The sequence below is a fragment of the Alcanivorax sp. DP30 genome, assembly GCF_009882945.1.
Lineage (GTDB): Bacteria > Pseudomonadota > Gammaproteobacteria > Pseudomonadales > Alcanivoracaceae > Alcanivorax.
Window position 1 is genome coordinate 284,596 of sequence record NZ_WTUY01000003.1, and the last position, 26,693, is coordinate 311,288.

Below are 26,693 nucleotides of genomic sequence, written 5' to 3' on the forward strand. Positions count from 1 at the left end.
TCACCTAACAGTTTTAACAAGATTACCCCTGCAGACATCTTTATTCCTCTGCCCGGCTATCGCAACATAGGCGCCTCAGTCACAGGGACGCAGTATTATGAGCACAACAAGCCGCATCACGTCTGACCAAGGTGTCGTGCTTATGCAATATCTGGCCAGGGCGCTGTTTGCATTACTGGCGGTATTCTATTTCCATAACGCGGATACATTTTACTTCTCCCTGCCCCAGGCCACGCCCTGGCTGCTTTTTTCCGCCTACGTGGTCATGCAGTTCGGCCTGCTGTTCTGGCGACCGGCCAATGGCGACGCTTTTGCCTCTGCGCTGGATTTGCTGACGCTGGGTATCGTCATGCTTCTGGATGCCGGCAGTCCGCCACCCACCATGGCCCTGCTTTTTGTGGCCGTTCTCAGTAACGGCCTGCTGCATGGGCTCAAGCGATTTCTGATCATGCTGTTGGCGGCAGAAGTCATGCTGGCCATCGTCTTGCCCATCCGGCTGAGCTACGCCTCCACCCCGGACAGCTCCGCCAGCCTGTTCCTCGCAGCGGCCCTGAGCGCCTGCATGCTGTATTTTGGGCTGATGATCTGGCGCAATCAGGTGCTGGCCCGTGCCGCCCTGGAAGCGACCTGGCGGGACCCGGACACCGACTTCATCAGCCGGGAAGCGCTGGTCAGCACCGCCGGCTGGCTGGTGCCGCTGCATGACCGGATTTCCTCCCCGCTAACCCTGGTGCTGATCCAGCATGGGGAGCTACCACAGCTGTCTGACCAGGTGGCTCAGAGGATTCGCCGCAGCGACGTGGCCGCCCGCTATGACGATACCCAGCTGGCGCTATTGCTGCCTTGCACTGCCACCGCGGCCGCGGAACAACTGCTCAATGACCTGCGGGACCGCCATCCCGGCATGCGTGCCGCCCTGATGACCCTGTCTGACGGGAATGTGGCGCTGGAACAGGCGCTGGCCCACCTGGAGCAGAGCATGGCACGTACCAGCGAAGAGGACGGCCACTGGCTGGCCCATGCGGCACCGATTCACTGACGCGCCAATACACTCCTTCACAGAACTGCGCATCCAAGACCGGTAAACTGCTGGAAAGCGCTTAAGAGTCTCTTTCATGCAGTGTCTACGTAACCTGATCAGCGGTCTGGCCCTTGCCCTGACAGCGACCCTCCCCCTCGCCGGTGTGGCTGGAGACACCGTTGCCACCCCGCGCGTCATTGGCGGTCTGGACGCACCGGTTAACCGCTGGCCCTGGATGGCACAGCTTGCCATTGTCGACCCCGCGACACCTGGCGGTTATCTGCTTTGCGGGGCCAGTCACCTGAGCACACGCTGGATACTTACCGCCGCCCATTGCCTGGAATACCCCAACGGTTCCCTAGTGCCGGCCAGTAATGTTTACGTCTTCATTGGTGATACAGACCGCAACAACAACCCTACCAGCGGCATCCAGGCGCAGCAGGTTCTCATCCATCGCCTGTACAGCGACCTGAATCACGACCTTGCCCTGATCCGCATCCCCGCCCGCAATAACAGCGAGTGGCCCAGCATCATTACCGTGGATGGCTCCGACGCTCTGGAAGCCGCCCCCTTTTCCCTGCGCGACGAAGCCGTCACCGCCCTGGGCTGGGGCCAAACCGGCAGTGGTCTCAGCAACGATCTGCAAGAGGTGCAGCTGGATTATGTGCCGCGTAGCCAGTGTCGACAGTCGTCCCCGCTGAGCATTTCCGACTTTGTCATCTGCGCTGCCGAGCTGAACCCCGTCAGCGGGCGGAATCAGGACACCTGCTTTGGTGACAGTGGAGGCCCCCTTTTTGTGGGCCGTGACCGCTCCCCCTGGCTGGCGGGTTTAACCAGTTTCGGCGAATCCATATGCGCCACCGGCGCCCCGGGCGGCTATACCCATTTGGCAGCAGAAACTGCCGAACTGGAGGCTCTCACCGCCTCCGCCGGGTTCCCCCTGGTCGACCTGAATCTGTTCTGGAGCTTCGCCGCGCCGCCACGCTATTACGCCCTGCCCGGCGCCAGCCAAACCCTGACCCTGACGTTGGAGAACAGTGGCTCAACCACCATCAACAACCCGACACTCAACCTTTCCCTGTCCGGAGGCACCAGCGCCACCTCACAGTGGAACAGTTGCAGCAGCGGCCTGCTGGGCAACCGCTGCACCCCCGTCAGCAACTTCACAGGCAGCCGCACGCAATCGCTGACCGTGAATGGCAACAATGGCCAGGATCAGGTGGTCACCGTCAATGTGCAGGGCAGTGCCGATCAGGAAGAATATCGCCGGCGCAACAATAGCCTGCAGCAGGTCATCGTGTTCTCCAACAACCCGGATATTGCGCTCAGTGCACGCACCATCGCTACCACGGCCGATCGCGCCACCCTGTCCGTCACCCTGCGCAATCTGTCCACTCTTAACTCTGCCAGCGGTACTGCCGTGGAGTTCGCGCTGCCCTCCGGCATGACACTGGCTAACGCCGACACTCTTGGCTGCACCGGCTCCAGCCTCGTCCGCTGTCCCCTGGGCACGCTTGCCCCGGACAGCGCCAAGGTGCTCAATCTTCAGATCGACAGCAGGGACAGCATTACCCGCATGCTCAACTTTCAGGGCACCCTCAACGAACGGGACATCCCCGCCGGCGACACCCAACAGTCTGTGACCATCAGCTTTAGCGCCCCCCCTTCCACCAGCACGGGCAGCAGCGGAGGCGGCGGGTTCATCTTTGTCGGCTGGCTGCTGACGCTTTCCCTGCTCGGCCTGCGCCGGCGGCCTTGTCCCCCGCCCTGACGCCCTATATTCTCCCCGCTTTACCTGTCAGTCGGGGACAACATGGTCGACAGCAAACCGGGCTTTCGCGCTGATATCGAGGGACTGCGCGCACTGGCGGTGATCCTGGTCATCCTCTATCACTTCGAGGTGCCCGGCATCACAGGCGGTTTTATTGGCGTGGACGTGTTCTTCGTCATCTCCGGGTTTGTAATCACCCAGTTGCTCCAGCGCGCCTTCAGCAAAGGCACGTTCAGCTTCAGCGACTTTTACGCCCGCCGCATCCGCCGGCTGGTACCCCTGTTCCTGCTGGTATCCACCGTCACCTTCCTGATGATCTCGCCGTTCTATATTGGCGATGCCTACTACATTTTTGCCAAGAGCTGGCTGTCCTCCCTCATCGGCATCAGCAATCTCTATTACTTCACCGAACTGACCCAGTACTTCGCCCCGGAAACCCGTTCTCTGAACCTGCTACACACCTGGTCCCTGGCGGTGGAAGAGCAGTTCTATCTGATCTGGCCACTCACCCTCTATCTGGCCTACCGCTTCGGTAAGGGACGGGAAGGCCACTGGCCGTTCAAGATCACCCTGATCGCCACGTTCGCGCTGTCGGTCTACATGGCCAACCAATGGCCCGCGGCAGCTTACTACCTGCTGCCCGCCCGACTGTTCGAATTCATGCTCGGCACCGGCGTCGCCCTGTTTGCCAACCAGCTACCCCGGCTCAACCGCCCGATGGCAGAAGTCCTTGCGGTCGCCGGCCTGGCCATGATCGTCGCCACCGCCCTTCTGATCACCAAGCACGATCATTTCCCCGGCTACAACGCCCTGTGGCCCACCCTGGGAACCGCCATGGTGATTTATGCCGGCCTGCATCAACCCGGTACGCTTAGTGCACGGCTATTGAGCCTGCCACTCATGGTATTCCTCGGCGGCATTTCCTACTCCCTGTACCTGTGGCACTGGCCCCCGGTCGCGCTGCTCCATTACCAGCTAATCGAACTAACGACCTGGAACCGGGTTGCACTGATAGTTGGCGTTGTCCTCGTCTCCTGGCTCAGCTACCGATTGGTAGAAAACCGCTTTCGCCATCGCCCGTGGAGCCTGCGCAAATCCTTCATGGTACTGGTGTTTGGCCCCCTACTGGCGATCTGGGCCATCCAGTCCACCATCCGTATTGCTGACGACCTCAGCTTCCGGATTCCTGAAGAACGCCGGGAGCTGTACAAGATCATCGCCAACAACAACCCGGCAGACCTCTACAAACGCTGCTTCAAAGGTGACCCGGTGGAGTTCAACACCAACAAGGCCTGTCTGTTTGGTGATAAACCGGTTAACGGGAAACCCAACAGCATGCTGATTGGCGATTCCCACGGTATTGCCCAGATCGGTTTCGTGGAACAGCTCATCGACGGCAAGGGCTACTCTCTGCTTATGGTGACCCGAGCCTCCACCCCTTTCCTGCCCCCCCATATTGCCGAAAAAGCCCAGGCCGCCGACCCCACCCAGGTGGCGCGAAACAAGGCCCTCAGCGACTACCTGGAACAACGGCCGATGACCGTATTCCTGGGAGCCTGGTGGAATGCCTATCTGAAACAGGAAGCGTTCCAAGGGTATTTCCTGGACACTCTGGACTGGCTGAAAGCCAAAGGGCACACAGTCATCGTGCTGGAGGATGTCCCCGAACTGCCGTCTTCTTCCTACGCAGAATGCCTGCTCAAGAACATGAATGATTGCTCCATCGATGCCAGGGAAGCGGAGAACAACCTGGCCAACTTCCATCGTTTCAAGCAGGCGGCTGTGCAACGGCACCCGGATATCATCTGGACCAACCCGCGCAAGGTATTGTGCGATGAACAACGCTGCCAGACCGTGCTCAACGGCATCCCCCTCTACCGTGACGAAAGCCATTTGAACAACGTGGGCGCCATCGAAATCGGTAAGGAATACCTGAAACGCTTCGACAATCCGCTGCCGGCAATACATTGACCATACCCTTGAAGCATAAGGGCTGACCACGAAACAGGCTCCGCTGAAAAGAGCTGAACAGCTGGAAACTCGGGGGGCAAACAAAACTCAGGCAGGCAAAAAAAGGCAAAAGGAGACACGCAGAGTCTCAGCACGAAAAATCAATCGGTTAGTTTATCAACCAAACCTCTTAATGCTCTCAATAATCTCACCAGAAATAGACAGCGCATGGGCATACGTGCCTGATCGGCGGCAGCCTCAATAAGGAATTGAACATGAGGAGGATGTTACCAGGCTCACTTTTTTGAACTTCGCCAGCGTTTGTAATCTTTGGCTGACAGACAGATCGGTCAAAACCCTTATACTCGCGGCTAAAAATTAGTGAGCCATTTCTGCACCCTTGGGGGAATAATGACATTTTCGCATCATTTAACTAACAGAAAACTTCTGTCGATCAGCTACCTAATGTTAGCAAGCAACCTTGCCCAAGCAGCCCTGCAGCCCGAGGGGCCGGAATACCTGGCCAACACGACCTCCTCCGGGTATGAAGCCACCCCATTTATTGCCAACGATTCCGATAACAACACCTTGATCGTATGGACATCAGAAGCTACCTACGCAGAATCTGGCGTCTCAATCATGGGGCAGTTTTATAACCAATATGGCGAAACAGTAGGACCAGAGAAAACATTGGTAGACGAATCAGCCAACATCGCAAGGGTTATCGAACAGGATAACTACGCGCACATTGCCATGACATCTTGGCCAGACGGTCGTTTTGCCTTGGCTTGGTCAACAGAAGGTGAAGCTCTCAACGAATTTGAAAATGATTACGACATGGTGCTGCAGTTTTTCAATGCCGACGGGTCAACCGATGGCGACGTTATCTCTGTCGCAGCGAGCACAGACAAAGAAGCGATGCCCTCCCTGGCAAGCAACAATACCGGCCTCATCATCGCATGGCAGACCTATCCGACCGGCAACACAAAAGCGCTCACGGCAAATACGCTTAAGTACAAACGTTATAGCAAGAACGGTAATTCTCTCACGGAAAATCCAATCCTCGTCAGCAGCTTTGTCAGTAACCTTGGTGAGCAACCGTCCGCCGCCCTCTCTGAGGACAATGTTGCCTTGATCACCTGGGCGGCTAATGCACAGGGCAAAGCTAGCGCAGAAAGCGCGCCTGAATACCAGATCCGGGCAGCCCTTTTCGCAACCAACGACAACCCTATCGCCCCCACTATTACACTGGACAGCATGGAGGGAGCCAATATATCCAGCGCAGTCCATGCAATCACGCTGAATAATACGAGCTTCCTTGCGGCTTGGGACAGCGGCATCATCGGCACCCGAAGTCCTCGCGCCCGCACCATTAACGCCACCGGCAGCTTAGGTGCAATGATTGACAGTCAAACCAGTGGTGATGATCACATCTCCGGCGTTGCCCAAGACAAGAATGGCAATGCCTATATTGCCTGGAATCGATCAGAGTATGGCGAATACACCTTATTTGCTCAGCACGTGACCATCAATGGTGCTGTCGGGAACCCGGTGCAGGTTTCCACATACACCAACCCCGAAGAAAATAACGCAGCCCTGGCCATGGGCAGTGAGGGAATTGTTACCATGGCCTGGGAGAGCTGGATTGCCAATGATGACGATGCACCGGATATCTACGCTCGTCGATTCGATGTAGTAAATCGGGCCAGCCTCGCTGCAGAAAAAAACAGCAGTGGCGGCGGCGGAGCCCCTGCCGCAATACTGCTTGGAATGTTTGCTGTGCTGGTCCTAAGGCGCAGATCATAAAAGAAGAAAAGCCAGTCAAGGCCTACCGCTTTGCAACGTTTATGACAGCCATAAATAGAGCCTCATTTGGAGGCTCTATTTATAGATTTTTTCAGAATCGTGCAGTGACACCCAGCTGGAAAGCTGATTGCTCTGGCTCGTAGGTGAATTCACGACCAGAAAAAGGGTCCTCGCTGACAATCTCGTCATACATCGTACGACTCCAATCGGCACGCAGCGATATCGTTTCATTCAGAGGCAACTCAGCACCAATCCCGACACGCAGCCCCCAAGGATTTTCGTCCTCAACCGAATCATTCGAGATACCATCGTCAAGATCGAAATCTGTTCGCTGTGCGCCAAGTCGACCATAAACTTGGACAGCATTCACCTCTGTACCAACCAGGAAACCCAAGCCATAGCTGTTTCCAGCTTCGATATGAAGAGATTCGGCTTCGAACGTTTCCTTATATTCTGCACTCCCTGTTCCAGCATTCAGTTCGACAGAAAAAAATGCGCCCTCTCCACCAAAGCGTAAACCACCATATACACCAAAAGCGCCACCGGAAGCGGAGAGTCCTTCCAGATCAAGATCGCCGAACCCCGGCTCCTTGTCGGTATAACCAATACTGTAATCATCATAACCCAGCTGTGTTCCAATATAAGGCCCCGCATGAACCACCCCAGCGGAACAAAACAGCAAAGCACATGAAAAACGCAAGCAAACACTTCTTTTCATTGTCATCATCCACATTCCATTGTTCGAAAATAAAATTGCCACTACAAAGGCAGCAACCGGACAATACTAATTTCCAGAAAAAAATTCCGAGAATGTCATCACGTCATTAAATACTTGGCAAAGGAGAAGCCATCGCGAAAGCATGGCTTGACGGTCACTACACACTTACCGGGATCGGCAAGAGCATTTCGGTTGCGGGCGATCTACCGTCAACCGCACCGCAAAAAACTTTCGTGGAAAATGGGAGACCTGACCCTCAGGGTGTTGACGGCGGTGCTCATAGTCCTGACCGGAATAATGATCCTTGCCACACAGAAACGCCCGCCGCACACAGCGGAAGATACAGTGATAGTAAGACGTGGAATCCAGGGATATCGAGTATAACGAGCGCGGGTCATGGGCAGCCTCATTGCTTTGCCATGCCCCAACAGTACTGAACAAAAGGACAGATCAATATCAGCTAAAGGCTATATGCCTTGTAGGAGATCTTCAAATTCATGCGTGTCCCGGAGTTTGTGCGGAGTTTCGGAGTTTATGCAGAGTTTATGCCGTTACCAAATAGAGGACTTGCACCGCTTGATTTACCGCCAGCTTGGCCCGGTGCTCTGCGTGTCCCTGAATTTTCGCGATCCTCATGGCTCTACTCCGTAGTACCACTCTAGAAAGTCATAAAATGATTGAAACTCAGGTCTTATCACACCGCCGACAAGTAAGGACATATCATCCCAGTCCACGCCGCTGACAGAATCTGTTTCCTTATCATAAAAGAAACTATGCTCTCCCTCAGGTGAGGATATAAGAAGATACCTTTTTTCTAATCTTCCAAACTCCCCCTTCCAGAAAGGATCAATATAATCATCTCTAATCTGCGAAAGGCCAAAAATATTATCTTCACAGTTCAGTTTCGGATAATCAAATGCATTCTGGTAAAAATGATACATCGCAGAATCCTTTGACACACCCAAAAAATCCAAAATTTCTCTTGCTTCTTGAGCAGTCCAGACTATAGATCGAACATAATCCTCCCCATACAAATTCCTGAATTTTTCTTTTCTCGCTTTTATCTCTTCGCAGAGGTCGCTTTCAGGAAGCGGATCGATATAAGAAAGCACATTTTTCGGAATCATATCATTCATTTTCAGTCAATCTCTTCAATCTTTCAATATTGATGAATTGGCGATCTTTATTCCAAACCGAATGATCCACAGGGTCAAATGGGTTTTTCCCAAATCCAGCAACTTTGAAAGGATGCAGGACTTGCTGATAATTTCTATTAGTGTGAGTTGGTGTCTGAAGTTCAAAAATTGGACCAGCCGCTCTTTGCTGAGAATGATGCTGATTAGTTGAAACAGGCATACCCTGATCATTCAAAACATAGGGATTATTACCTTTCGCCATCCACTCTCTGTTCGTAGTTACCCTACCGTTCGGGGTGATAAATTCTAGATTTAAGTCGACATCTTGAGAGTAAAAGTTATACCTACGACCACTAGGAGCCAAATATTCCTGTTTCGAAAATATTCTTGAGCCACCCGCACTGAGAGCCCCCCCATCTCCACTAAGAGAAGAATCTACTAACCTCGCCCCCGAAAAACCATCGTAATCATAAAACCTAAAATCACCAAAAGGATCAGCCATCTCTGCCACAGAAGGCAGCTTAAGCTCTTGATTCCCAAACCCATACCGGGTATTCGCGTAGTAAAGTCCACCGCCCAGCGCAGCGACACCCGTAAGCCCATACAACATTTTCCCGGGATCGTTTTCCACATACCCATCGTAGACATAGCCGCCAGCTGCATGCCCACCGACACCGGTTAAGGCGACGCCGGATGCCGTTGCTGCGGCAGGAGCGAGCGCCGCAAAACCACCAAACGCTGTCGTTGCGTTGACGGCAAACAGACCGGTTTCAAGACTCTGGCCAAAGTTAACCCGATCTAGCGTCTTGTGCTCCACAAGCACTTGGTAACCTGTATCAGAGACTCCCCCTGCACTGAAAGCGAGAAGAAGCCCCCTGGTTCCCATCAATGACCAACTAAATGGAAGGCTTGCAACCTTGGCAACATCCCCAATCTGAGACAAGCCTTTTGATGCTGATTCAGATGAAAGATCATTAAATAGGTCCAAAGATAAATAGTACGCATCCCCATTGCCTTTGAGCATTGAGGCATTATCCATATCGGTAAGCACATTGAAGAACATGTCGGGGTCTTCTACCCCGCCGGGATAGATACCATTCGCAACATTCCAGAACTCATCTCCATATGCATCGAATTTTTTAAAATCATAATCCGATGCACTAAACAAGGCGGTCTGCAGCCCATCCGTGCTAATCAACGAATTATCAGGGTCAGAACGAGCCACATGCGCCAGAAATCTAGCTGCATCCTCATTTGCATAAATCCGGTCAGCGTAAGTAGCGTCTACCTGTCGCATTCCCTCCAGTAAAAGTGCGGAGAGCGCTTCTGCTTCTGACATACCCGGATGTAACAAGGCATACTCTTTTGCATGCTTACGGATCGCAATCACTTCATTCTGGTGTAGCTGCCTGTTCCAGGTTGTGCCTTGCTCAGCAATCCAGGCCCCTTGAGCATTCTCGGCACTGGCACCACCCACAATACGAGACAAGGCCCGAAGGCGTTCCGGGCTGCTTCCCGCAAGTTGCACCAATAATGGCATTAGCATTTCATTGATGCCCGCAGCACTGGCACCTTCTGCGCCGCCCAATGCCTCTCCCACTGCTCGATGAAGTGCAATTTTCAGGGCGCTACCGTCTTTCACTCCCCGATCGGCGCCCTGCTCTCCCGCCTCGCTAAAACCGGCAATTGCCTGCTGAAGTTGCTCCGGATTTTCTGCGGCTACACTGCCGATTTCAGCCAGCAGAGTGCGTAAACGCTCCGCCACTTGATCTTCAGGAACCCCCATGGTTTTCGAAAGGATCTGACGGAGGGCTTCATATTCCGGGAGGCGCTTGATCTCTTCTGTAAGCTTGCGGGTCAGGCCATGCTCATGAATCAACACCCCAAGCTCGATAATTTTTCGATCGCCAAGCACCTTGATAACGGAAGTGACCACATCTTGAGGTAGACCCAGCGTGGTTGACACATCACGGGCAATTTCACTTCTTCCCCGCTTCGTGAAAAGCCGGTGATCCACCGTCAACTCAACATCCAACCCTCCGGTAAGCTCATCCCGGATGATTTCCTGAACGTTCTCCACATCACGATTCAGGCCCGCCAGATCGCTGTTTTTATCGCTCTCTTGATCTCTGACGATTAAAACCCCTTCGCCAACGGTGGCATAGGTTAGACCTTCCTGTTCATGGCCATTGCGATGAGCGCTGAATGTGGTACTGCCTTCGGGCGCTTTTTGTTGTTCTTTCAAGTTCAGAGGATTGAAACTGGTACTGATCCCCCAGCCACTGTTGCTGCCACGGTCATAATCCTGGATATCCGTATAGGCGAAGGTAGCAGTGTCCAGAGTAAAGTTGTTCGGGTCACCGCCGCTGATAACAGCCCCCGTTACCTGAGTGTGCCCGTCCACTCTCAGATCAAACACCTCCTCTCCATGAAAGCCACTAACCTGATCAACCCAAGCACGCTCACTTGAACCCGAAGCTGTGTTGAAGCCACCATTGACGCTGAAGCCTTTGCCTCCCCCAAAATTGACGCCTTGATTGCTATGCTCGCTGGTGCTGGTGTTCTGCAGGGAGCTGACAGTCAGATTGCCGGTACTTCCTGTTACCTCTTTGGCCCAGACACTGCCGCCATGAATCGTGGTCTGATCCTTGACGTCCAAGCTCATCAGCCCATCCACGTTGACCGCACCATACTGCCAGTATTGGGACTGACTCTGCTGCTCGCTGGATTGGGTGCCTAAGCCACCGGACAAGGCATCCACCGCCGCCGCGCCTGCAAGATTACTGCGACTGCTACTGGCCAGTGTCAGAGTAGATGTTTGGGTTTCCGTGCTGCTCTGGCTGCTATAGGTATCAGCGACCGCCTCAACCGTGAAGCGGTCCACCTTCAGATCCAGCCCTCCGCCGTCCTGGATATCCAGTCGGCTGCCTTGCAGGGTCAAAGCGTCGCCCCCAAGGCTCATTCCCGCAGAACCCAGCTGCATCTGACTTCCCCGATGGGTCAGCGCTTCACTGGTGCTGGTGTGCTCTGTGATTTCCGTGGCCATTTGGACATCACCGTAGAAACCGAATGCCGGGGCATTCTCGACTGCACCGGACACAGAAGTAGCCGCCTGGATACCTACGGCCTGCTGCTGGAGCAGCGCCAGAGCAAGATTGGCTTCGTAATCACTGATATCGGTGATGCGGGGGTCATCTTTGGCGGCCTGCAACGCATCATAGGCGTTTTTTACCGCCTCAGAGGCTTTAACAAAATCATCTGCCGCGTAGGCCGCGTCTACGTAGCTGTTGCCAACACCTGCTGTCAGGCTGATGTTTTCATTGGTGGACTTGTGGGTAGTGCGTTCGTATTCCTGCGCGGCACCAACGCGCATCTCTCCACCGATTTCGGCGTCAAGACCACCGGCCATAACATCGCTGCCGATGACATTGACATCACCGCCCACCTGTATGCTGATGAGGCCATTTGCCTGCAGCAAACTCGACAGTGCCGAGCCTCGCTCGTACAGGGTTTCTTCGCGATAACGCTCTCCCTCGATACCACCGTAAAGCCGCCCGCGATCATAACCTCCGGTGAAGTTATCGAAGGAGCTTCCATAGTTGGCCTGGTAGTCACTGAGTGTTTCCAGTCCCGCATTCAGGTTTACATCCCCACTGGCTGTCATGGAGATATTCCCGCCGCTCACAATCTGGGAGGCCACGGCCGTCATATCATTACCCGCGGACAACGTGAGGTGCTGGCTATCCTGAACGGCAGAGTGAGTCAGCGTGATACTCTCGGTACGCTGTTCCTGACCCTCCCGCTTGATGCTGACATCGTCTGGCAGATCTTCGGGGCCGGAAAAGTCGCCGGTGAAGGCACCGCTAGCCGCACTCGCCATCTGAGTCAATGCGCCACCCACTGCGCCCAGATAATCTACGCCAAATTTCTCTCTCTCATAGTAAGAGGATTCATAGTTTTCACCCGCGATGATCGAAAGGTTGGCCTGATCATTCTCCAGTACTGTCTTGCCATTTCGCGTGTTAATCAGGGTACCAGCCAGCAGCGCCGTGCTGCCCTCAACTTCAACCCGTCCCTCACCACTCTCTCGCAGCCCGGAGATGCTTGAGCCTTGAATATGCAGGTTCCCGGCGGATTGAAGAAGCAGGCTCCCCCCGGTATTCAGGTTCGATCCCTGAGAAGTCGCGCTGTAATTACCGGATGCCTGTGTATAGCCTTTTTTCCCATTCAGGGCATTCGCCACTGTGGCTTTGGTCACATCCGCAAAATCCAGGGGATTAAAGACGGCAAGGCCACCACCCAATCCAAGTGTCGCCACACTGGCAACCATGCCTCCTATATCAGCCTTGGAGCTTTCCTTGTAGCTGTCGTACTGATAGATATCTTGAACGTCACGAATCAGAAAATTCGCCTGATCGTTGGTCAGTGTATCTTTCTTCGTTGCGTAAAGCCCCGCGCTCGCTATCAAGTCGCCACTTGCGGAAACATCCGTGTTTTCAAGCGTAATCCCATCAAGTCCCATCATCTGCACCCCATCAGCTGACTGCAGTCGGGTACCTTGGTGAGTTATCGAGAGGGTGCTTTGTCCACTCTGACGAGCACTGATCGTGCCCTTCTTGGTTTTATGATGTTCGTGACTGTAAGTATTTGCCGCACTATCAAAAGTCAGGCTGCCAGCACTGGCAATGAGGATATCGCCCTCTGATTGCACATCAGTGGCGCTAAGGGTCACATTCCCTTTCGCAGCCTGGTAGCCAACAAGATTACCTTCCTTGTCCTTGCTGGCATTGATGAGCACATCACCCAAAGCCGCAAGATTACTCCCCACAACCCGATGTGAATCGGTATTCAGCGTTTGTGTTTTACTCTTACCAAAACTCCCATCATCCTTCCGATAGCTGTAAAGCGAATCACTCTCCTGCGCATAACCGACGACAATATCGCCTTTTGCCTTCAGATTAATGTCCCCTTCACTACTGAGATCACTGGCAATAATCGACAGGTCATTTTCGGTTTCCAGCAACATACTGACTGTGCTGTTCAGGTCGCTGCCCAATTGCCGGACCTTGCTTTGAGTGAATTTCACATCACCCTGATCCATGTGGCTTCCCTGGCTGACAGAAACACTGCCAACGGAAAGGTCTCCCCCTGCTTCCAGGGCCAGAACGCCAGCGTTTACCTGGGCTCCCTGAATCTGGATATCCCCCGCGCTTCTGATCCTCAGATTTTCAGCCCTCAGCTCGGCCTGTTCAGTAAGGCGAGTCATCCAGTTCAGTGAATCACCTACCGCGTCAGCCAGTGTGGCGATTTCCACGCTGCCTTCTGCATCCAGATTCAGCGACTGAGCAATTAATTGTCCGCCCAAGTTCTTAATGTCGCCGTCACTACGCAGGCTTAAGGACTCTCCCGCGTACATGCCACCGCTGTTTGTTATACCTCCTTGCCCGGCGTTAATAGTCGCCGTGTTTGTGGCATGGATTTCACCATGATTACTGACTTGCTCGCCGGTAATGAGCACTTCTTCACCGCGTAACTGCGGCCCATCCAACACGGCCCCACCTTTCGCCAGATACAGGACGGGGACCATCACCCGGTAACCCGCCACCTCTTTTTCTTCCAGCCATACAATATCTTGCTGCAGTGCATTAACCTGGTCTGCGGTCAACGCGACACCCACACTTAATTCCAGGGACTCGGCAGCAGCAAAGGCGTTATCCATCAACCAGCGGAATTGTTCTTCGTCACTTTCAAAATCCGGATCAAGGAACCGCTTTCCAGTTGCGGCTAGAATCGCATCACGGACAAGCATGGTTTCATAATAGCTATCACCTAACCGTTGTATTTCCCGGTCGGGGGTCATGCCCAGGCGATTGATCAGGTATTGGCTCCCCATAAAGCCACTCAACGAGGCAAACAAGGGATTGGTTTCAATGAGATAGGGGTGCCCAGGATCCGTTTTCAAAAGAAACAGGCCATGCTCACCCGGCAGGCTAAAACCAAGCGAAAGTGGGTCAAAGCGGAACAGTGAATCGGCGTTATGCTGCCCATTTTCGCCGTAGACGGCTTGCATGGCAGAGCCAAAACTGAAAGCGGCGCCTTCCTTTTCTTCGCCATTGCTCACCAGCTCCGCATCAATGTTGAGCTTCCCGCCGGCACTCACCAGGGCGTTGATGACTGTTTCTGTGAGAATATTTGTGTGACTGGTAGCCCCTGCACGATTACACCTGACTCGACTGCTATCGCACAGGGACCAATTTTCTGACGTCGGAATTGTGGTATAAGTGTAATACTTTTTCTTGCTTCCCCCTGCTGAGCTTTTCTTTCTGAGCCAGGATTTGTCTACCCGATTGACTTCCTTCAAATCTTGAGTAATAGCGACATTTTCAAAGCGCGTGGCCTTGATTTCGATATCGCTACCTGCAGCAATGACGCTGGCATTATTCAAAAGGTAGTCACCTAATAACCACAGGTCTCCACCTACAAGCATTCTGGATTGTCTTGGCGCAGAAACCGACTGTACGCTTTGCCGCCGATATTTATTTCGGTACGTTGTATCGTGACACGCGCTATTTTTGTTTCGGTTAAAGCAACGTCGGTCGTAGTCGCGGTCATAGCTATAAACGGGGGCATCCCAAGCCACTTCCACTTCCGGTGCACTACTCAGCTGCTGATAAATATTGGCCGCAACAATACGGGCACTACCTTCACTGGCAATCAGACCGGATTCGTTATTTACCCTGCTTGCCCAGCTACTCTTGTCGGCCCATATCTCATCCAGTTCCCCTTGCAGCTCTCCGCCAGCAATATCCATGTCTCCGACGGCGTAGATATCGCCAAAGTTATCCAGTTCATTAAGGTACAACTGCATCTGACCTGCTGATAACAGCAGTGAATGCTCTGCATTTGAGAGTTTTTCGCCGGAATAAAGCACGCTTTCCATCCCAGCGATGTCACCATGATTCTCAAGATTTGCTACCGTCATTGTCATGGAGCCAGAGGAACTGAATACACCTTCATTGCGTAGATCAGCGGCCTTGACGGATACATCACCCAATACCTGCCAATCGGCTTCGGCACCGATAAACACGTTTTCGGCCTCAAGATTCAATTCACCTTCAGCCTGTACTTCACCAAGGTGCTGATAATCCTCCGTGGTTAATGCCAGTGTCTTACCGGCCTGCAAGGCCCCAGAAGAGTTGTTTAACACCGCCGTGGTAATCTCAAGATTATCAATGGCATCGAGCTGCCCACTATTCACAAGGCGGTCTGATGCCGTGATATGCACATTTTTCTGTCCGGCAACCGTTCCTGTATTGGTAAAATCCTTTGTGGTGATTTCTACCTGGCCGCCTGCCAGAATCTCGCCCTCATTCACTGCCGCTTGTTCTGCATGAACAGTTATCCCGCTTTCGCCAGTCATGGATGCCCCACTGGCTAGCGTACTTTCGTCCACCCGAATACGGATTTCCTCCGCACCAACACCCCCGGCCTCAACATTGAGCACCTTGGCATCCACGTCCAACATTTCTCCGGCAACCACACTCCCGGTAGTGCTCACCGTGCCGGCTGATGCAACCTGCATATTGCCTTTGGCTCTGGCATCACCAAAGCTTAACGTCCCTTCTGCCGATAACACCAAATCCCCATTCTGGGCCGCCACCGGCGCATCCAGCCTTACCCCCACGCCATCTTCATTGGCAATCAGGCGAATCCGGTTGGCATACATGCCGCCCAGGGCGGTGGAATCGATGGCGAACGCCGGCTTTTCACCATCGGTAGTGACATTGCTGGTTGCCAGCGTCTTGTGATCCACGGTCTGCTGACCGGCAACCACATTCAGTTCATTGGCATGCAGCTCCCCGGCCACTTCGACAGAACGGGCAATCAGATCAAAACGGTTCGTGTTGGAACCATTGAGCCCATTTTCGCCAATATGAATATTGCCGCCCTGCACATCAAAACCCCTCAGGCTACCGCCTTCCATGATCGCCTTGCCGGTAGTCAGGGTAGCGTGGTTGGTATTGATAAAGCCGCAGCCATTACAGGTAATGCCATTGGGGTTGGCCACCACCACATCAGCACGCCGGCCACCGACTTCCATGTAGCCATTCAATTTGGAGGGGTTTGTGCCGATGACCTCATTCAGGATCAAGTTGGCGGAGCCATTGGTGAGGTTGGGGTTGCCTTCAATGTAGCCACCCAGCTGCGTCTGGGTGAGCTGCTGGCTGTTATTGAGGATCAGCCCCTGATTCCCCACGTTCAGCTCATTATAGAAGTTCTGCGATACGCCCCGCCCATTGGGATTCTGGATATTGACGATGGGCACCCCATTGGCAGCCTGATCCAGGGTCGGGCGGCCATTGGTGGAATGCGTCGGGCTCACAGGCTCCGCTGCTGCCAGCAGCATCGGCTGCCAGATCAACAGTAATGACAGGCCATAGACCAGGCTACGCTGCATAACGGATGCGAGTTGATCAGATTTCGGCATAAAGTGAGGCATGAAGCGTGTACTCGCTGTCTGTCAGTTCCGTTGAATGTTGTTCCATGGGCCAGGATACTTCGGTGGTCAGCCTGAAACGGCGATAGCCCAGACGCAGCCCCGAGGTGGCAGAATCAATGCGGGCAAACCCCGTTTCGTTGTCATTTCCCGGTACCACCCCGGAGTCATAGGCAACGAAAGGCGTCACCGAGACTGGTCCGGTAATAGGCGGATAGAAATCAAACTGTATGGCGCCAGCCACGGCCGAGTTGCCACTGAGCGAAATATCCCGATACCCCCTCACCGCCGCACTGGACGCGACGGAGAACCGTTCAGACGGGAACAGCGCTTCATCGCTGTACTGCCCATTTAGCCGAACGGATAAGGTTCCATATAACGGCTTTATAAAACGATTGGCTGTAAGATATGTCTGATATCTTGTGTGCGATATGTCGGCAATTGATAGATCGCCAGGTAAAAGGGTGGCAGGTCCTGCGCCGCGCCCTTGCTCCACCGTGAAGGTACCTGCCAGCTGTGTGCCACCCCACAGGTACTTGGCATTGGCACGAGCGCCCCAGGCACGCAGGTGATAGCTGCTCACACGGATTACCGCATCTTCGAGAAGGTTTTCCGTATCCGAGTACGCGCCGAGCAACGACAACGAGAACCTTGCCTTGTTGCTTCTGTACAACGTGCGCGTCAGTTCCAGCCTGCTGGTGTCGGTGGCGCCCGACGATTCAAACGACTGGAAGATCCCATCAATGGTGTTTTCGTACTCTTGGCGGTTATAGCTGAGCGCCAGATTCCAATAGCCATGACTGATGTCATAGCTGAGCCCGGCCCCCCAGGCCTGATCGGAAAATTCAGTATCGAGATCGGTATTCAACGAAAGGGAGAGCCGATCTGGCACGCCGAGCAAGCCACCCCAGTCAAAACCCGCCTGCGCAGTGCCATGGGTCACCTTTCCATAATGCTCCTCATCGATCACCAGTGTGCCGCGATAACGCTGAGGCCATTGCGCCTGACCCAGAATGACGGTGCCACCCTGCTCTTCGCCGGGCGCAAGATCCATGTTGGCATCCAGGTGGGGCAAGCGGGCAAGCGTCTCGACCGCTTGTTCAAGATCGCGAAGGTTGAGCAACTCACCAGTGGATGCCGGCACCGCCCACTCCAGCAGACGACGTGACATACCCAGTGCCTCAACGTCTTCTATCCGGCCGGCGACCACCAGTAGCTCCAGCCTTCCCGAGGAAACATCCTGTTCCGGTATCAATACCCGGCTGGTAATGAATCCCTTGTCGATGAGCTTATTGGAAAGAACGGCCTGGAGAGTCTGGATGTCCTGCATGGTCATGCAGGTTCCCTGGGGCTGGCGGGCCGTTTTGGTCAGCCAGCGCCCGAAGGGCTGCTCAGCCCCGCTCAAGGTTTCCAGAATGATTGTCTCAATATTGAAACAGCGCCCGGCCACAGCCGGCGCATCGGGTAGCGGAACCTGCATCGGGGATTCCTTCCCCGGCACCTGCATTTCCTCAATTTGCTGCTGCTGCCGTTGACGCTCCTGCTCTTGCAAGCGATCAAACATGCGCTGCTGAGCTGTCGGCTCTGCCTTCACGGCACCGATCAACAAGCAGGCAGCGACGACACCACCACAAAATAGTGCTTTATCCCCCAACATGGCTTTCCTTGCCTTAAGTGATCACAATGCGGACAAATCAACGCGTCGTTATTATTGTTGGCGTTGGTATCATGCGCAGCGGCGCATCATACACTTTTGGGTATTCACCCGTGAACAGGGAACGATCTTGGCGTGAAACAGATCACAACGAAGCTAGCATTATGGCTTTTTGCCATCATCCTTTCTTCGCAAACAGCTGCCATCTCCATGGACCCCGGGTTGAGCGCTGTTATTGAGGCAGACAATACCGAACAGGCGCTTTCCAACGCGCTTGATAGCGCCACCGGCCTCGCTCCGGCTGAACGCTTTGTCGTAAAAAATCAGTTGCGCTTGCGGCTAGCCGCCGTGCAGATGCAGCAAGGTCATTTTGATAAAGCCCGCGATATGCTCCGCCAGATTGACACCGAGAGCCCCGCCGCACTGCAGGCCAGCTTGCTCATGGCGGAAAGCTATCGACTGACGGCACAGCCCACGGAGGCAAGAAAGTGGTTCTTGCGAACGGCGAAGCATTATCCCTATCGGCCCATGACGCTCAATGGTTTGATCAGCGCTGCCCATGATGAACAACCGCGCAACCCTGCACTGTCAGCCGCGCTTTATCATGAAGTCAGTGCACAGAGCCATTTTGCGCTGGCTCAGCTGGATGCGTTTGAAAACAACGGCGATCTGGACCCCATGGCCATCATTTTCCCTTCCAGTCTGGACGATGCGGTACGCAAAACCCTGTTGAGGCGTAGCCTGCACCACCCTGGGCACAACCTGCTGGCAGAAACGGGCCAACTGAAATCCTCTGTAACGGCCATTCTGGCATTGCGTGAACGCCATGCCGCCGTTGACCAGGAACTGAACCAACTGGGTATAAAGTTGGCTAATTACCAGCGTCAGCGTGATTCACTTGAAAAGCAGCTCATCGCCGGTGACCAGGAACTTCAGGCCTTGAAAGCGCAAATGATCCCTCGAGACTTTGGTGCCGAGCAAACCCGAATTCGTCAGGGCATTACCCTGCGGCGTAATCAGCAGACAAGGCTACGGGCACAACTGGCCTTCATTGAGCAGGCCCAACAAGCCTTGCCCGACATTGCGCGCAAGCTTGAGCAACAGCTCCAGGCCCTGCACCATAGTGCGCAAAAACAGCTTGGCAGCAGCCACAGCGCCGTCACCGAGGTTCTCGAAGACACCCTGAAACAGTATCGTGTTGAACTGTCCAATCTTGCCGCCGAGGCACAATTGCAACGCTCTGAATTAATGCTTTCCTCACCGTAAAGTGACTGCCCATGCCCACCCTTAAATGCCCCAGCTGCGATCACACTCTTACGCTCACTGACAACACATGGCAGTGCGAGCAGGGGCATCGCTTTGATCGCGCCCGGCGTGGCTATACCAACCTGTTGCTGGCACAGCATCGCCGCTCCCGCTCTCCCGGCGATGACAAGGCCATGGTGCAGGCGCGCACCGCCTTTCTGGAGCTGGGACGCTATCAACCGCTGGCCGATGCGTTGCTGGCGCAACTGCCGGCGCAGCCGGACGGGGACTGGCTGGATCTGGGGTGTGGCGAAGGCTGGTATACCGAACGGTTTGCCCATGTGCTTGGTGCCGGGAACGGGGTCGGGGTGGATATTTCCAAGTTCGCTGTGGATGCCGCAGCCAAGCGTAATAAGCAATTGACCTGGCTGGTGGCCAGCGGGGCGCGATTGCCGCTGTTTGAGCAGAGTATGCAGCGGGTATTGGTGCTGTTCACCCGCCTGTTCACGGATGACATTGCCCGGGTATTAAAATCCGGCGGGGAATTGCTGGTGGCGGGTACGGGCGAAAACCACCTGATGCCATTGCGTGAGGCTCTCTACGAAGACGTGCGTCAATCCGGCTTTGATGCCGGCAAGTTTCTGGATGACCGTTTCAGCCTGATCGACAGTGAAGAGGTGCAGTTCGAATGGACCCCGGACAGCGAGCAGGAGCTACAGAACCTGCTCACCATGACCCCCCATCACTGGCGAGCCAAACCGTCCGCCAAGGCCGACATCGGCAAGCTAACCGGCCAGACAATGCCTGCGCATTTCATTATTCAGCGGTGGGAGAGGGTAATTAATAGTTAATAATGAATAATTAATAACGTCGCGTGCCGGATTGTATTGGATTGAAAAGAAAGAGGCCGCGCCCATGCTGTGGGCGCGGCCTCTGTGCAATGGTGTTCCAAAACCTTATGCCGCGTAGCTATTAATTATTCATTATTAACTATTTATTGCCTTCCCAAGCACTGTATCCAAATACTCCAGCAGATGATCTGCATTGCCCACCGGGGCCCGGTAAGCCAGGTGCCCATCCGGACGCATCAGCCACAGCCGCGGGCCATGTCCAAAGGCGGCGGCAAATTCCCCTTCGTGATCCTGCCAGATGCGGGTCGTGCCTTCGCGGGGTACCTCCGCATGGGGTGTCCCTTTGGCAGCGACCACGGTCAGGTGGGCACGGTTTCTATAGTCCTGACCCAGTCGGTCACTGAACGCATAAAGCACCAGCTTTTCATTGTGTTCCGGGGTTTCACTCAACTGCAGAATCAGGTGATGAACGGGCTTTCGCAGCAGGTCATGCAGATGATGCAGATGCCCGGTACGCACGGATTTCAAACTGGCATCCGGCAGACGATCACCGGGCAGAGGCCCCTCACGTCGCCATCCCAGATCCGATTCCGGGCCACTGGTGACAATAGGGGAATGCCGGTAATGCACATCCAGCTGGCTGGCGGTGCGTAATATGCGACTGGTAATCCGCGGCCGACCACTAGCCAGTTTCAGTAAGGAGTCACGGCTACGGCGCAACATGGGCAGCTTCAGCAGGGATGCCCGCGACAGCATGTCCACGCCATATATCATTTTTTCTGCCACCGGGCGGCGCTCCTGCTCATAGCTATCGAGCAATTTGCCACTACCGAAGCCGTTAAGGTAGTACCCCAGCTTCCAGCTCAGGTTGAAGGCATCGGCCAGGCCGGTGTTCATACCCTGGGCCCCGAGAGGGCTCTGCACATGGGCTGCATCACCGGCCAGGTACACGCGATTGCGGCGATAATGCTGCGCCAACCGCCGTTGCACGGAGAACTCGCTGATCCAGCGCGGTTCGCCCAGATCCGGTTTTTCTCCGAGTATCTGCGCCAGCCGCTCTTCAAAAACCGACACATCAAGCGGCGCCTCTGGCGGGGTATCGGTGGCCATGATCAACCGCCACCCCGTCGGTAGCGGCAAGGCAATCAGCAGACCTTCTTCCTGCAGAAAGCCGTGGGAACTGTCGTTACGCCAGGGGCTGTGCCAATCCACATCCGCCAGCAGGAAATGTTCGCTGTATTCCACCCCGTGAAAGCCGATACCCAGTTGCTCACGGACGGTGGAACCGACGCCATCTGCACCCACCATGACCTCGCATTGCAAGGTCTGGACTTCAGTACCCTTGCGAATTCTGGCCGTCACCCCGGAGCCATCCTGGGTGAAATCCAGCAGCTCTACACCGCGCACCAGCTCGCCACCCAGCGCCTTGTAGCGCTGGATGAGAGCGGCCTCAACCTCGGACTGGGGGCAACTGAGTACCCAGGGATAAGGGGCCTGCAGGGAGGTCAGGTCCAGCTCGAATAAAAAGCCGTTATCGCCGTAGACAGAGACTGCTTTCAACACGCGAGAGATCTTGCGCACCGGTCCCAGCACATCCATGGCGGCAAATACTTCCAGACTGCGGGAATGAAGACCCAGCGCCTTGGACCAGGGCGATGGCGACTCAAGGCGATCAATGATGGTGCAGGGAATGCCCTGCCGCCGCAGCCCGATGCCCAGTGTGAGCCCGGTGGGGCCAGCCCCGACAATCAGGGCCTTGGGCATGCTGTTCTCCGTAATGGCGATGGTACACTCTCCTTATTCCTGCATTCTGGCCAGCACCCGGTAACCATGACCCTGCCTACTCGCAAGATCATCCACGTGGACTGCGACTGCTTCTATGCCGCCGTGGAAGTCCGTGATGACACCTCCCTGCGCGGCAGGCCGGTGGCCGTGGGCGGTGATCCGCACCGGCGCGGTGTGATTGCCACCTGTAATTATCCTGCCCGGCATTTCGGTGTGCATTCGGCCATGGCCTCGTCCCAGGCCCTGCGACTGTGCCCGGACCTGATCATCGTGCCACCCAATTTTGACAAGTACCGTAAAGTCTCTGCCCAGATCCACGAAATCTTCAAACGTTATACCGCGCTCATTGAACCCCTGTCACTGGACGAAGCCTACCTGGATGTTTCCCAGAGTGAACAGTTCGAGAATAGCGCAACCCGCATCGCCGAAGCGATTCGCAAGGAAGTAAGACAAAACATCGGCATTACGGTATCCGCCGGCGTGGCCCCCAACAAGTTTCTCGCCAAGGTGGCCAGCGACTGGCGCAAGCCCGATGGTCTGTTCGTTATTACTCCCGCCCAGGTCGATGACTTTGTGGCTGCCTTGCCGGTGAAAAAAATCTCCGGGGTGGGGCGGGTCACGGCGGAGAAAATGGCCAGCCTCAATCTGCACACCTGTGGAGACTTGCAAGGTTTAAGCCGGCTGGAGCTGGCCCAGACGTTTGGCAGTTTTGGGGAGCGCCTCTACCACTTGGCCCGGGGAGACGACAGCCGCCCGGTACAGACCGGTCGACGACGCAAGTCGGTCTCCGTTGAGCGCACCTACGACAAGGACCAGCCAACGCTGAAGGAGTGGCTCCGCGAGCTGGATACCCTGCTGGAGAAGCTCAAGGAACGGTTTGCCAAACTGGATGAAAACTACCTGATCAGCGGCCTCACCGCCAAGGTGAAGTATCAGGATTTTGTCAGCCTGAGCTGTGATACCGCCGGTACCGATCTGGACCGCACCCATTTCGAAGGTCTGCTGGAACAACTCTGGGAACGCCGCCCCGGCCCCGCCCGGTTACTGGGCATCGGCGCACGGCTAAGAGACATGAAAGCCCCGCAGCAACCGGATCTGTTTCCGGAGGAGTGGGACAAGGCATTGCGGAGCCAACGAGGCAAGCTCTGATCGTTTCCTTGAGGCAAAACCTGGCAGTTTGGCGAAGGGAGTTTCAAGTTTCGAGAAGCGAGTTTCGAAAGGCAAAGGCCTGGAAATCCCGTTGTTTCAAGGTTTTCGCAACTCGAAGCTCGTGACTCGCAACTGAATCAATGAACCGAATGCCCCACCCGCTCCTGCAAATCTGCTGGCAGCAGACCATCCATCAACTCACGGCCGCGCTGTTTCACCGGCTCCATCTGGGCATCCAGATAGGCATCCAGCGTTGCCACGCATTTCACACAGCGATTCATGGTATCCGCGTCGGGGTGATCCGCCATGGCCTGCACCGCCATTTCCAGTTCATTGAGATACTTGAGCAACATCTTTGCGCCCTCACGTTCAATCTACTTGCCGGGTATCGGCAGGTTGCCAACTTTAAGACACTTTCAAGACAGCCTCATGACACAGTGCATGCAGCCAATATGCCAAGAGCCATACTCCTGAGACGCGAACCGGATAACACCGTTCCAACCTCAAATGTAAAAAAGCCGACAGCCACCCCCGGCTTAGCTTCACAAGCAGCCCTGCTGCCTTTGGGTTACTCTTGGCGGATATTGCGAGGGATTATTCTTTTATGACCAAGACTGTAACCACCATTGTTGCCCCGGAAGGCAGCCTGGAAGTACTCAGCCAGCATGAAGTGGAGCGCCTGCGGGATACCTCCGGCAGCGGTCTGCATGACCTGTTTCGACGCTGCGCCCTGGCCGTACTGAACTGCGGCACTCCCACCGATGACAGCCGCGAAGTGCTGGAAACCTATCGGACCTTCGACATCGAGGTGATCCAGGAAGACCGAGGCCTGCGGCTCAAGCTGGAAAATGCCCCGGCCGGCGCCTTTGTGGACGGGCGCATGATTCGCGGTATCCGCGAGCACCTGTCGGCCGTGCTGCGCGATATTGTCTACGTCTCCAACGAGATTCAGAACAACGACAACTTTGATCTGAACAACAGCCAGGGTATCACCAACGCCATATTCCACATTCTGCGTAATGCTGGCGCGCTGAAATCCGGCTACAACCCCAATATGGTGGTGTGCTGGGGCGGCCACAGCATTTCCCGGGAAGAATACGACTACAGCAAGAGCGTGGGCTACCAGCTGGGCCTGCGTCACAAGGACATTTGCACCGGCTGCGGGCCTGGCGCCATGAAGGGCCCCATGAAAGGCGCCCATGTGGCCCACGCCAAGCAACGCTTCGAGGGTGGCCGATACCTGGGCATCTCCGAGCCCGGCATCATCGCTGCCGAAGCCCCCAACCCCATCGTCAACGAACTGGTGATCATGCCGGACATCGAGAAGCGTCTGGAAGCCTTCCTTCGAGTCGGCCACGGCATCATCGTGTTCCCCGGCGGGGTAGGCACCACCGAGGAAATTCTCTATTTGCTGGGCGTATTGATGCACCCGGACAACGCCGACATGCCATTGCCGGTGGTGTTTACCGGCCCGGCCAGCAGCGCCCCCTACTTCCAGCAGGTGGATGCCTTTATTCGCGCCACTCTCGGTGATCAGGCCGCCAACCGCTACCAGATCATCATTGATGATCCTGCTGCAGTGGCCATGGCCATGTGTCACGGCATCGACCGGCTGACCCTGTTCCGCCGCGACAACGACGATGCCTTCTACTTCAACTGGCGCCTGACTGTACCGCTGGAATTCCAGCAGCCGTTCATTCCCACCCACGAGGCCATGGCCAGCCTGAACCTGGGCAACGAGCAACCCGTCCACAAGCTGGCTGCCAACCTGCGCCGGGCATTCTCCGGCATTGTGGCCGGCAACGTGAAGGAACAGGGCATTCATGCCATCGAGCAACACGGACCTTATCAGCTCCACGCGCCCGGCGAGTTGATGACACGGCTGGACGATTTGCTCAACGCCTTCGTCGCCCAGCAGCGCATGAAACTGCCCGGCAGCCATTACGAGCCCTGTTATGAGCTGGTGGGGTGAGTCAGCAGCTATGAGCGTATAGCGGCTAGCTACGAGTTAAAGACAGGTTCCGCAGGAGCCACCCTGGCAGTGCGATTCGAGAGCCGGATCAAAAACGTTTTCGCCGTGTCAGAGGTACTAACTGCTGCACTGTGGGAGTCTGCCTGCAGACGATTAAACCCATTCGCGTGCAAGCACGCTTCTACAAAAGAAGGCGGTACCATTCAGTTCAGCTAAAGCGTGACACGGCCGCAGAGCGGCCACAAAAAAGCCCCGGAAAACCGGGGCTTTTTTGTTTTAGCTCGTCGCTCACAGCGGCCTTACCGCGGCTGCATACGGATACCGCCATCGATGCGGATGGTTTCGCCGTTGAGGAACTTGTTCTCGATCATGTGGCAAACCAGCTGACCGTATTCTTCCGGGTGTCCCAGACGCTTGGGGAACTGGGTCATTTCGATCAGGGGCTGCTTGACCTTGTCCGGGGCGGCGTTCATCAGCGGGGTGTTGAAGATACCCGGAGCAATGGTGTTGCAGCGGATACCCAGCGGCGCCAGATCACGGGCAATCGGCAGGGTCATGCCAACCACCGCACCCTTGGTAGCAGAGTAGGCGACCTGGCCTACCTGACCATCGAAGGCAGCAACGGAAGCGGTGTTGACGATCAGACCACGCTCATTGTCTTCGCCCGGCTCGTTCTCGGCCATGGCAGCGGCGGCCAGACGGGTCACGTTGAAGGTACCGATCAGGTTGATCTGTACCACCTTGCTGAACACACCCAGATCGTGGGGCTTGTTCTCACGGCCAACCGTCTTCATGGCTGAGCCAACGCCAGCACAGTTAACCGCCACATGGACAGCACCAAACTTTTCCAGAGTGGCAGCGATGGCAGCCTGTACGGAGGCTTCGTCGGTCACGTCCGTCTTCACGAATGCCGCGCTGTCACCCAACTCGGCAGCCACTGCCAGACCCTGCTCTTCGTTCAGGTCGAGGATCATCACTTTGCCGCCTTTGGCAACAACAGCCTGGGCAGTAGCGTGACCAAGGCCGGATGCGCCACCGGTGATTACTGCAACTTTATCGGTAATGTTCATATGCTCTCCTTGGGTGTGGGGCCAAAACAATGGCTGGAGTATACCCAGCCAGGCCTTCCCGCTCATTG

15 protein-coding genes are annotated in these 26,693 nt (G+C 55.2%); 8 read left to right on the plus strand and 7 right to left on the minus strand.

Features of this window, described 5'->3' with window-relative positions; genetic code table 11:
* The first annotated feature begins 97 nt into the window (after window positions 1-97).
* The 4 genes from GQF00_RS05675 (at window position 98) to GQF00_RS05690 (ending at window position 6,548) form a co-directional block, all read left to right on the plus strand.
* The gene (locus GQF00_RS05675; RefSeq protein WP_202560398.1) at window positions 98-1,039 is read left to right on the plus strand and encodes a GGDEF domain-containing protein; all 942 of its coding nucleotides are present in this window, start codon (window positions 98-100) and stop codon (window positions 1,037-1,039) included.
* A 76-nt stretch (window positions 1,040-1,115) separates the two neighbouring features.
* The gene (locus GQF00_RS05680; protein ID WP_161318190.1) at window positions 1,116-2,792 is read left to right on the plus strand and encodes a serine protease; all 1,677 of its coding nucleotides are present in this window, start codon (window positions 1,116-1,118) and stop codon (window positions 2,790-2,792) included.
* 42 nt (window positions 2,793-2,834) lie between these two features.
* Window positions 2,835-4,763, plus strand: a complete 1,929-nt coding sequence (locus tag GQF00_RS05685) for an acyltransferase family protein (RefSeq protein WP_161318191.1) — start codon at window positions 2,835-2,837, stop codon at window positions 4,761-4,763.
* Between the two features lie 390 nt (window positions 4,764-5,153).
* A complete protein-coding gene (locus GQF00_RS05690) occupies window positions 5,154-6,548 on the plus strand; it encodes a hypothetical protein (RefSeq protein ID WP_161318192.1) in 1,395 nt (464 codons plus the stop codon).
* A 91-nt stretch (window positions 6,549-6,639) separates the two neighbouring features.
* On the opposite strand, the gene GQF00_RS05695 is transcribed toward GQF00_RS05690, so the two are convergent.
* The 4 genes from GQF00_RS05695 to GQF00_RS05710 form a co-directional block, all read right to left on the minus strand.
* Window positions 6,640-7,275, minus strand: a complete 636-nt coding sequence (locus tag GQF00_RS05695) for an outer membrane beta-barrel protein (RefSeq protein ID WP_161318193.1) — start codon at window positions 7,273-7,275, stop codon at window positions 6,640-6,642.
* Window positions 7,276-7,898: 623 nt separating this feature from the next.
* Window positions 7,899-8,402 carry a hypothetical protein gene (locus GQF00_RS05700; RefSeq protein WP_161318194.1) on the minus strand — a complete coding sequence of 168 codons (504 nt, stop codon included), beginning with the start codon at window positions 8,400-8,402 and terminating at the stop codon, window positions 7,899-7,901.
* A complete protein-coding gene (locus tag GQF00_RS05705; protein WP_161318195.1) occupies window positions 8,395-16,860 on the minus strand; it encodes a hemagglutinin repeat-containing protein in 8,466 nt (2,821 codons plus the stop codon). Before GQF00_RS05705 ends, GQF00_RS05700 begins: the two co-directional genes overlap by 8 nt.
* Window positions 16,861-16,876: 16 nt before the next feature.
* On the minus strand, window positions 16,877-18,556 hold the full coding sequence (locus GQF00_RS05710) for a ShlB/FhaC/HecB family hemolysin secretion/activation protein (RefSeq protein ID WP_161318196.1): 1,680 nt from the start codon (window positions 18,554-18,556) through the stop codon (window positions 16,877-16,879).
* A gap of 219 nt (window positions 18,557-18,775) precedes the next feature.
* Here GQF00_RS05710 and GQF00_RS05715 point away from each other — a divergent pair, with 219 nt between their 5' ends.
* The gene (locus tag GQF00_RS05715) at window positions 18,776-19,819 is read left to right on the plus strand and encodes a hypothetical protein (RefSeq protein ID WP_161318197.1); all 1,044 of its coding nucleotides are present in this window, start codon (window positions 18,776-18,778) and stop codon (window positions 19,817-19,819) included.
* Window positions 19,820-19,830: 11 nt separating this feature from the next.
* Window positions 19,831-20,649 (plus strand): putative RNA methyltransferase, encoded by an 819-nt coding sequence (locus tag GQF00_RS05720; protein ID WP_161318198.1) that lies wholly within the window; start codon window positions 19,831-19,833, stop codon window positions 20,647-20,649.
* 135 nt (window positions 20,650-20,784) lie between these two features.
* Here GQF00_RS05720 and GQF00_RS05725 read toward each other — a convergent pair whose 3' ends face one another.
* Window positions 20,785-22,413, minus strand: a complete 1,629-nt coding sequence (locus GQF00_RS05725) for an FAD-dependent monooxygenase (protein WP_161318199.1) — start codon at window positions 22,411-22,413, stop codon at window positions 20,785-20,787.
* Window positions 22,414-22,479: 66 nt separating this feature from the next.
* On the opposite strand from GQF00_RS05725, the gene dinB reads away from it, so the two are divergent.
* Window positions 22,480-23,583 (plus strand): DNA polymerase IV, encoded by a 1,104-nt coding sequence (dinB, locus tag GQF00_RS05730; protein ID WP_161318200.1) that lies wholly within the window; start codon window positions 22,480-22,482, stop codon window positions 23,581-23,583.
* Between the two features lie 137 nt (window positions 23,584-23,720).
* Here dinB and GQF00_RS05735 read toward each other — a convergent pair whose 3' ends face one another.
* Window positions 23,721-23,936 carry a hypothetical protein gene (locus GQF00_RS05735; protein WP_161318201.1) on the minus strand — a complete coding sequence of 72 codons (216 nt, stop codon included), beginning with the start codon at window positions 23,934-23,936 and terminating at the stop codon, window positions 23,721-23,723.
* A 251-nt stretch (window positions 23,937-24,187) separates the two neighbouring features.
* On the opposite strand from GQF00_RS05735, the gene ppnN reads away from it, so the two are divergent.
* The gene (gene ppnN / locus GQF00_RS05740; RefSeq protein ID WP_161318202.1) at window positions 24,188-25,555 is read left to right on the plus strand and encodes a nucleotide 5'-monophosphate nucleosidase PpnN; all 1,368 of its coding nucleotides are present in this window, start codon (window positions 24,188-24,190) and stop codon (window positions 25,553-25,555) included.
* A 299-nt stretch (window positions 25,556-25,854) separates the two neighbouring features.
* Here ppnN and GQF00_RS05745 read toward each other — a convergent pair whose 3' ends face one another.
* On the minus strand, window positions 25,855-26,625 hold the full coding sequence (locus GQF00_RS05745) for a 3-hydroxyacyl-CoA dehydrogenase (protein WP_161318203.1): 771 nt from the start codon (window positions 26,623-26,625) through the stop codon (window positions 25,855-25,857).
* Window positions 26,626-26,693 lie beyond the last annotated feature (68 nt).

Coding starts and splice junctions, on each gene's coding strand:
- GQF00_RS05675 (WP_202560398.1), top strand. CDS start 98: ATGAGCACAACAAGCCGCATCACGTCTGACCAAGGTGTCGTGCTTATG.
- GQF00_RS05680 (WP_161318190.1), top strand. CDS start 1,116: ATGCAGTGTCTACGTAACCTGATCAGCGGTCTGGCCCTTGCCCTGACA.
- GQF00_RS05685 (WP_161318191.1), top strand. CDS start 2,835: ATGGTCGACAGCAAACCGGGCTTTCGCGCTGATATCGAGGGACTGCGC.
- GQF00_RS05690 (WP_161318192.1), top strand. CDS start 5,154: ATGACATTTTCGCATCATTTAACTAACAGAAAACTTCTGTCGATCAGC.
- GQF00_RS05695 (WP_161318193.1), bottom strand. CDS start 7,275: ATGATGACAATGAAAAGAAGTGTTTGCTTGCGTTTTTCATGTGCTTTG.
- GQF00_RS05700 (WP_161318194.1), bottom strand. CDS start 8,402: ATGAATGATATGATTCCGAAAAATGTGCTTTCTTATATCGATCCGCTT.
- GQF00_RS05705 (WP_161318195.1), bottom strand. CDS start 16,860: ATGCAGCGTAGCCTGGTCTATGGCCTGTCATTACTGTTGATCTGGCAG.
- GQF00_RS05710 (WP_161318196.1), bottom strand. CDS start 18,556: ATGTTGGGGGATAAAGCACTATTTTGTGGTGGTGTCGTCGCTGCCTGC.
- GQF00_RS05720 (WP_161318198.1), top strand. CDS start 19,831: ATGCCCACCCTTAAATGCCCCAGCTGCGATCACACTCTTACGCTCACT.
- GQF00_RS05725 (WP_161318199.1), bottom strand. CDS start 22,413: ATGCCCAAGGCCCTGATTGTCGGGGCTGGCCCCACCGGGCTCACACTG.
- dinB (WP_161318200.1), top strand. CDS start 22,480: ATGACCCTGCCTACTCGCAAGATCATCCACGTGGACTGCGACTGCTTC.
- GQF00_RS05735 (WP_161318201.1), bottom strand. CDS start 23,936: ATGTTGCTCAAGTATCTCAATGAACTGGAAATGGCGGTGCAGGCCATG.
- ppnN (WP_161318202.1), top strand. CDS start 24,188: ATGACCAAGACTGTAACCACCATTGTTGCCCCGGAAGGCAGCCTGGAA.
- GQF00_RS05745 (WP_161318203.1), bottom strand. CDS start 26,625: ATGAACATTACCGATAAAGTTGCAGTAATCACCGGTGGCGCATCCGGC.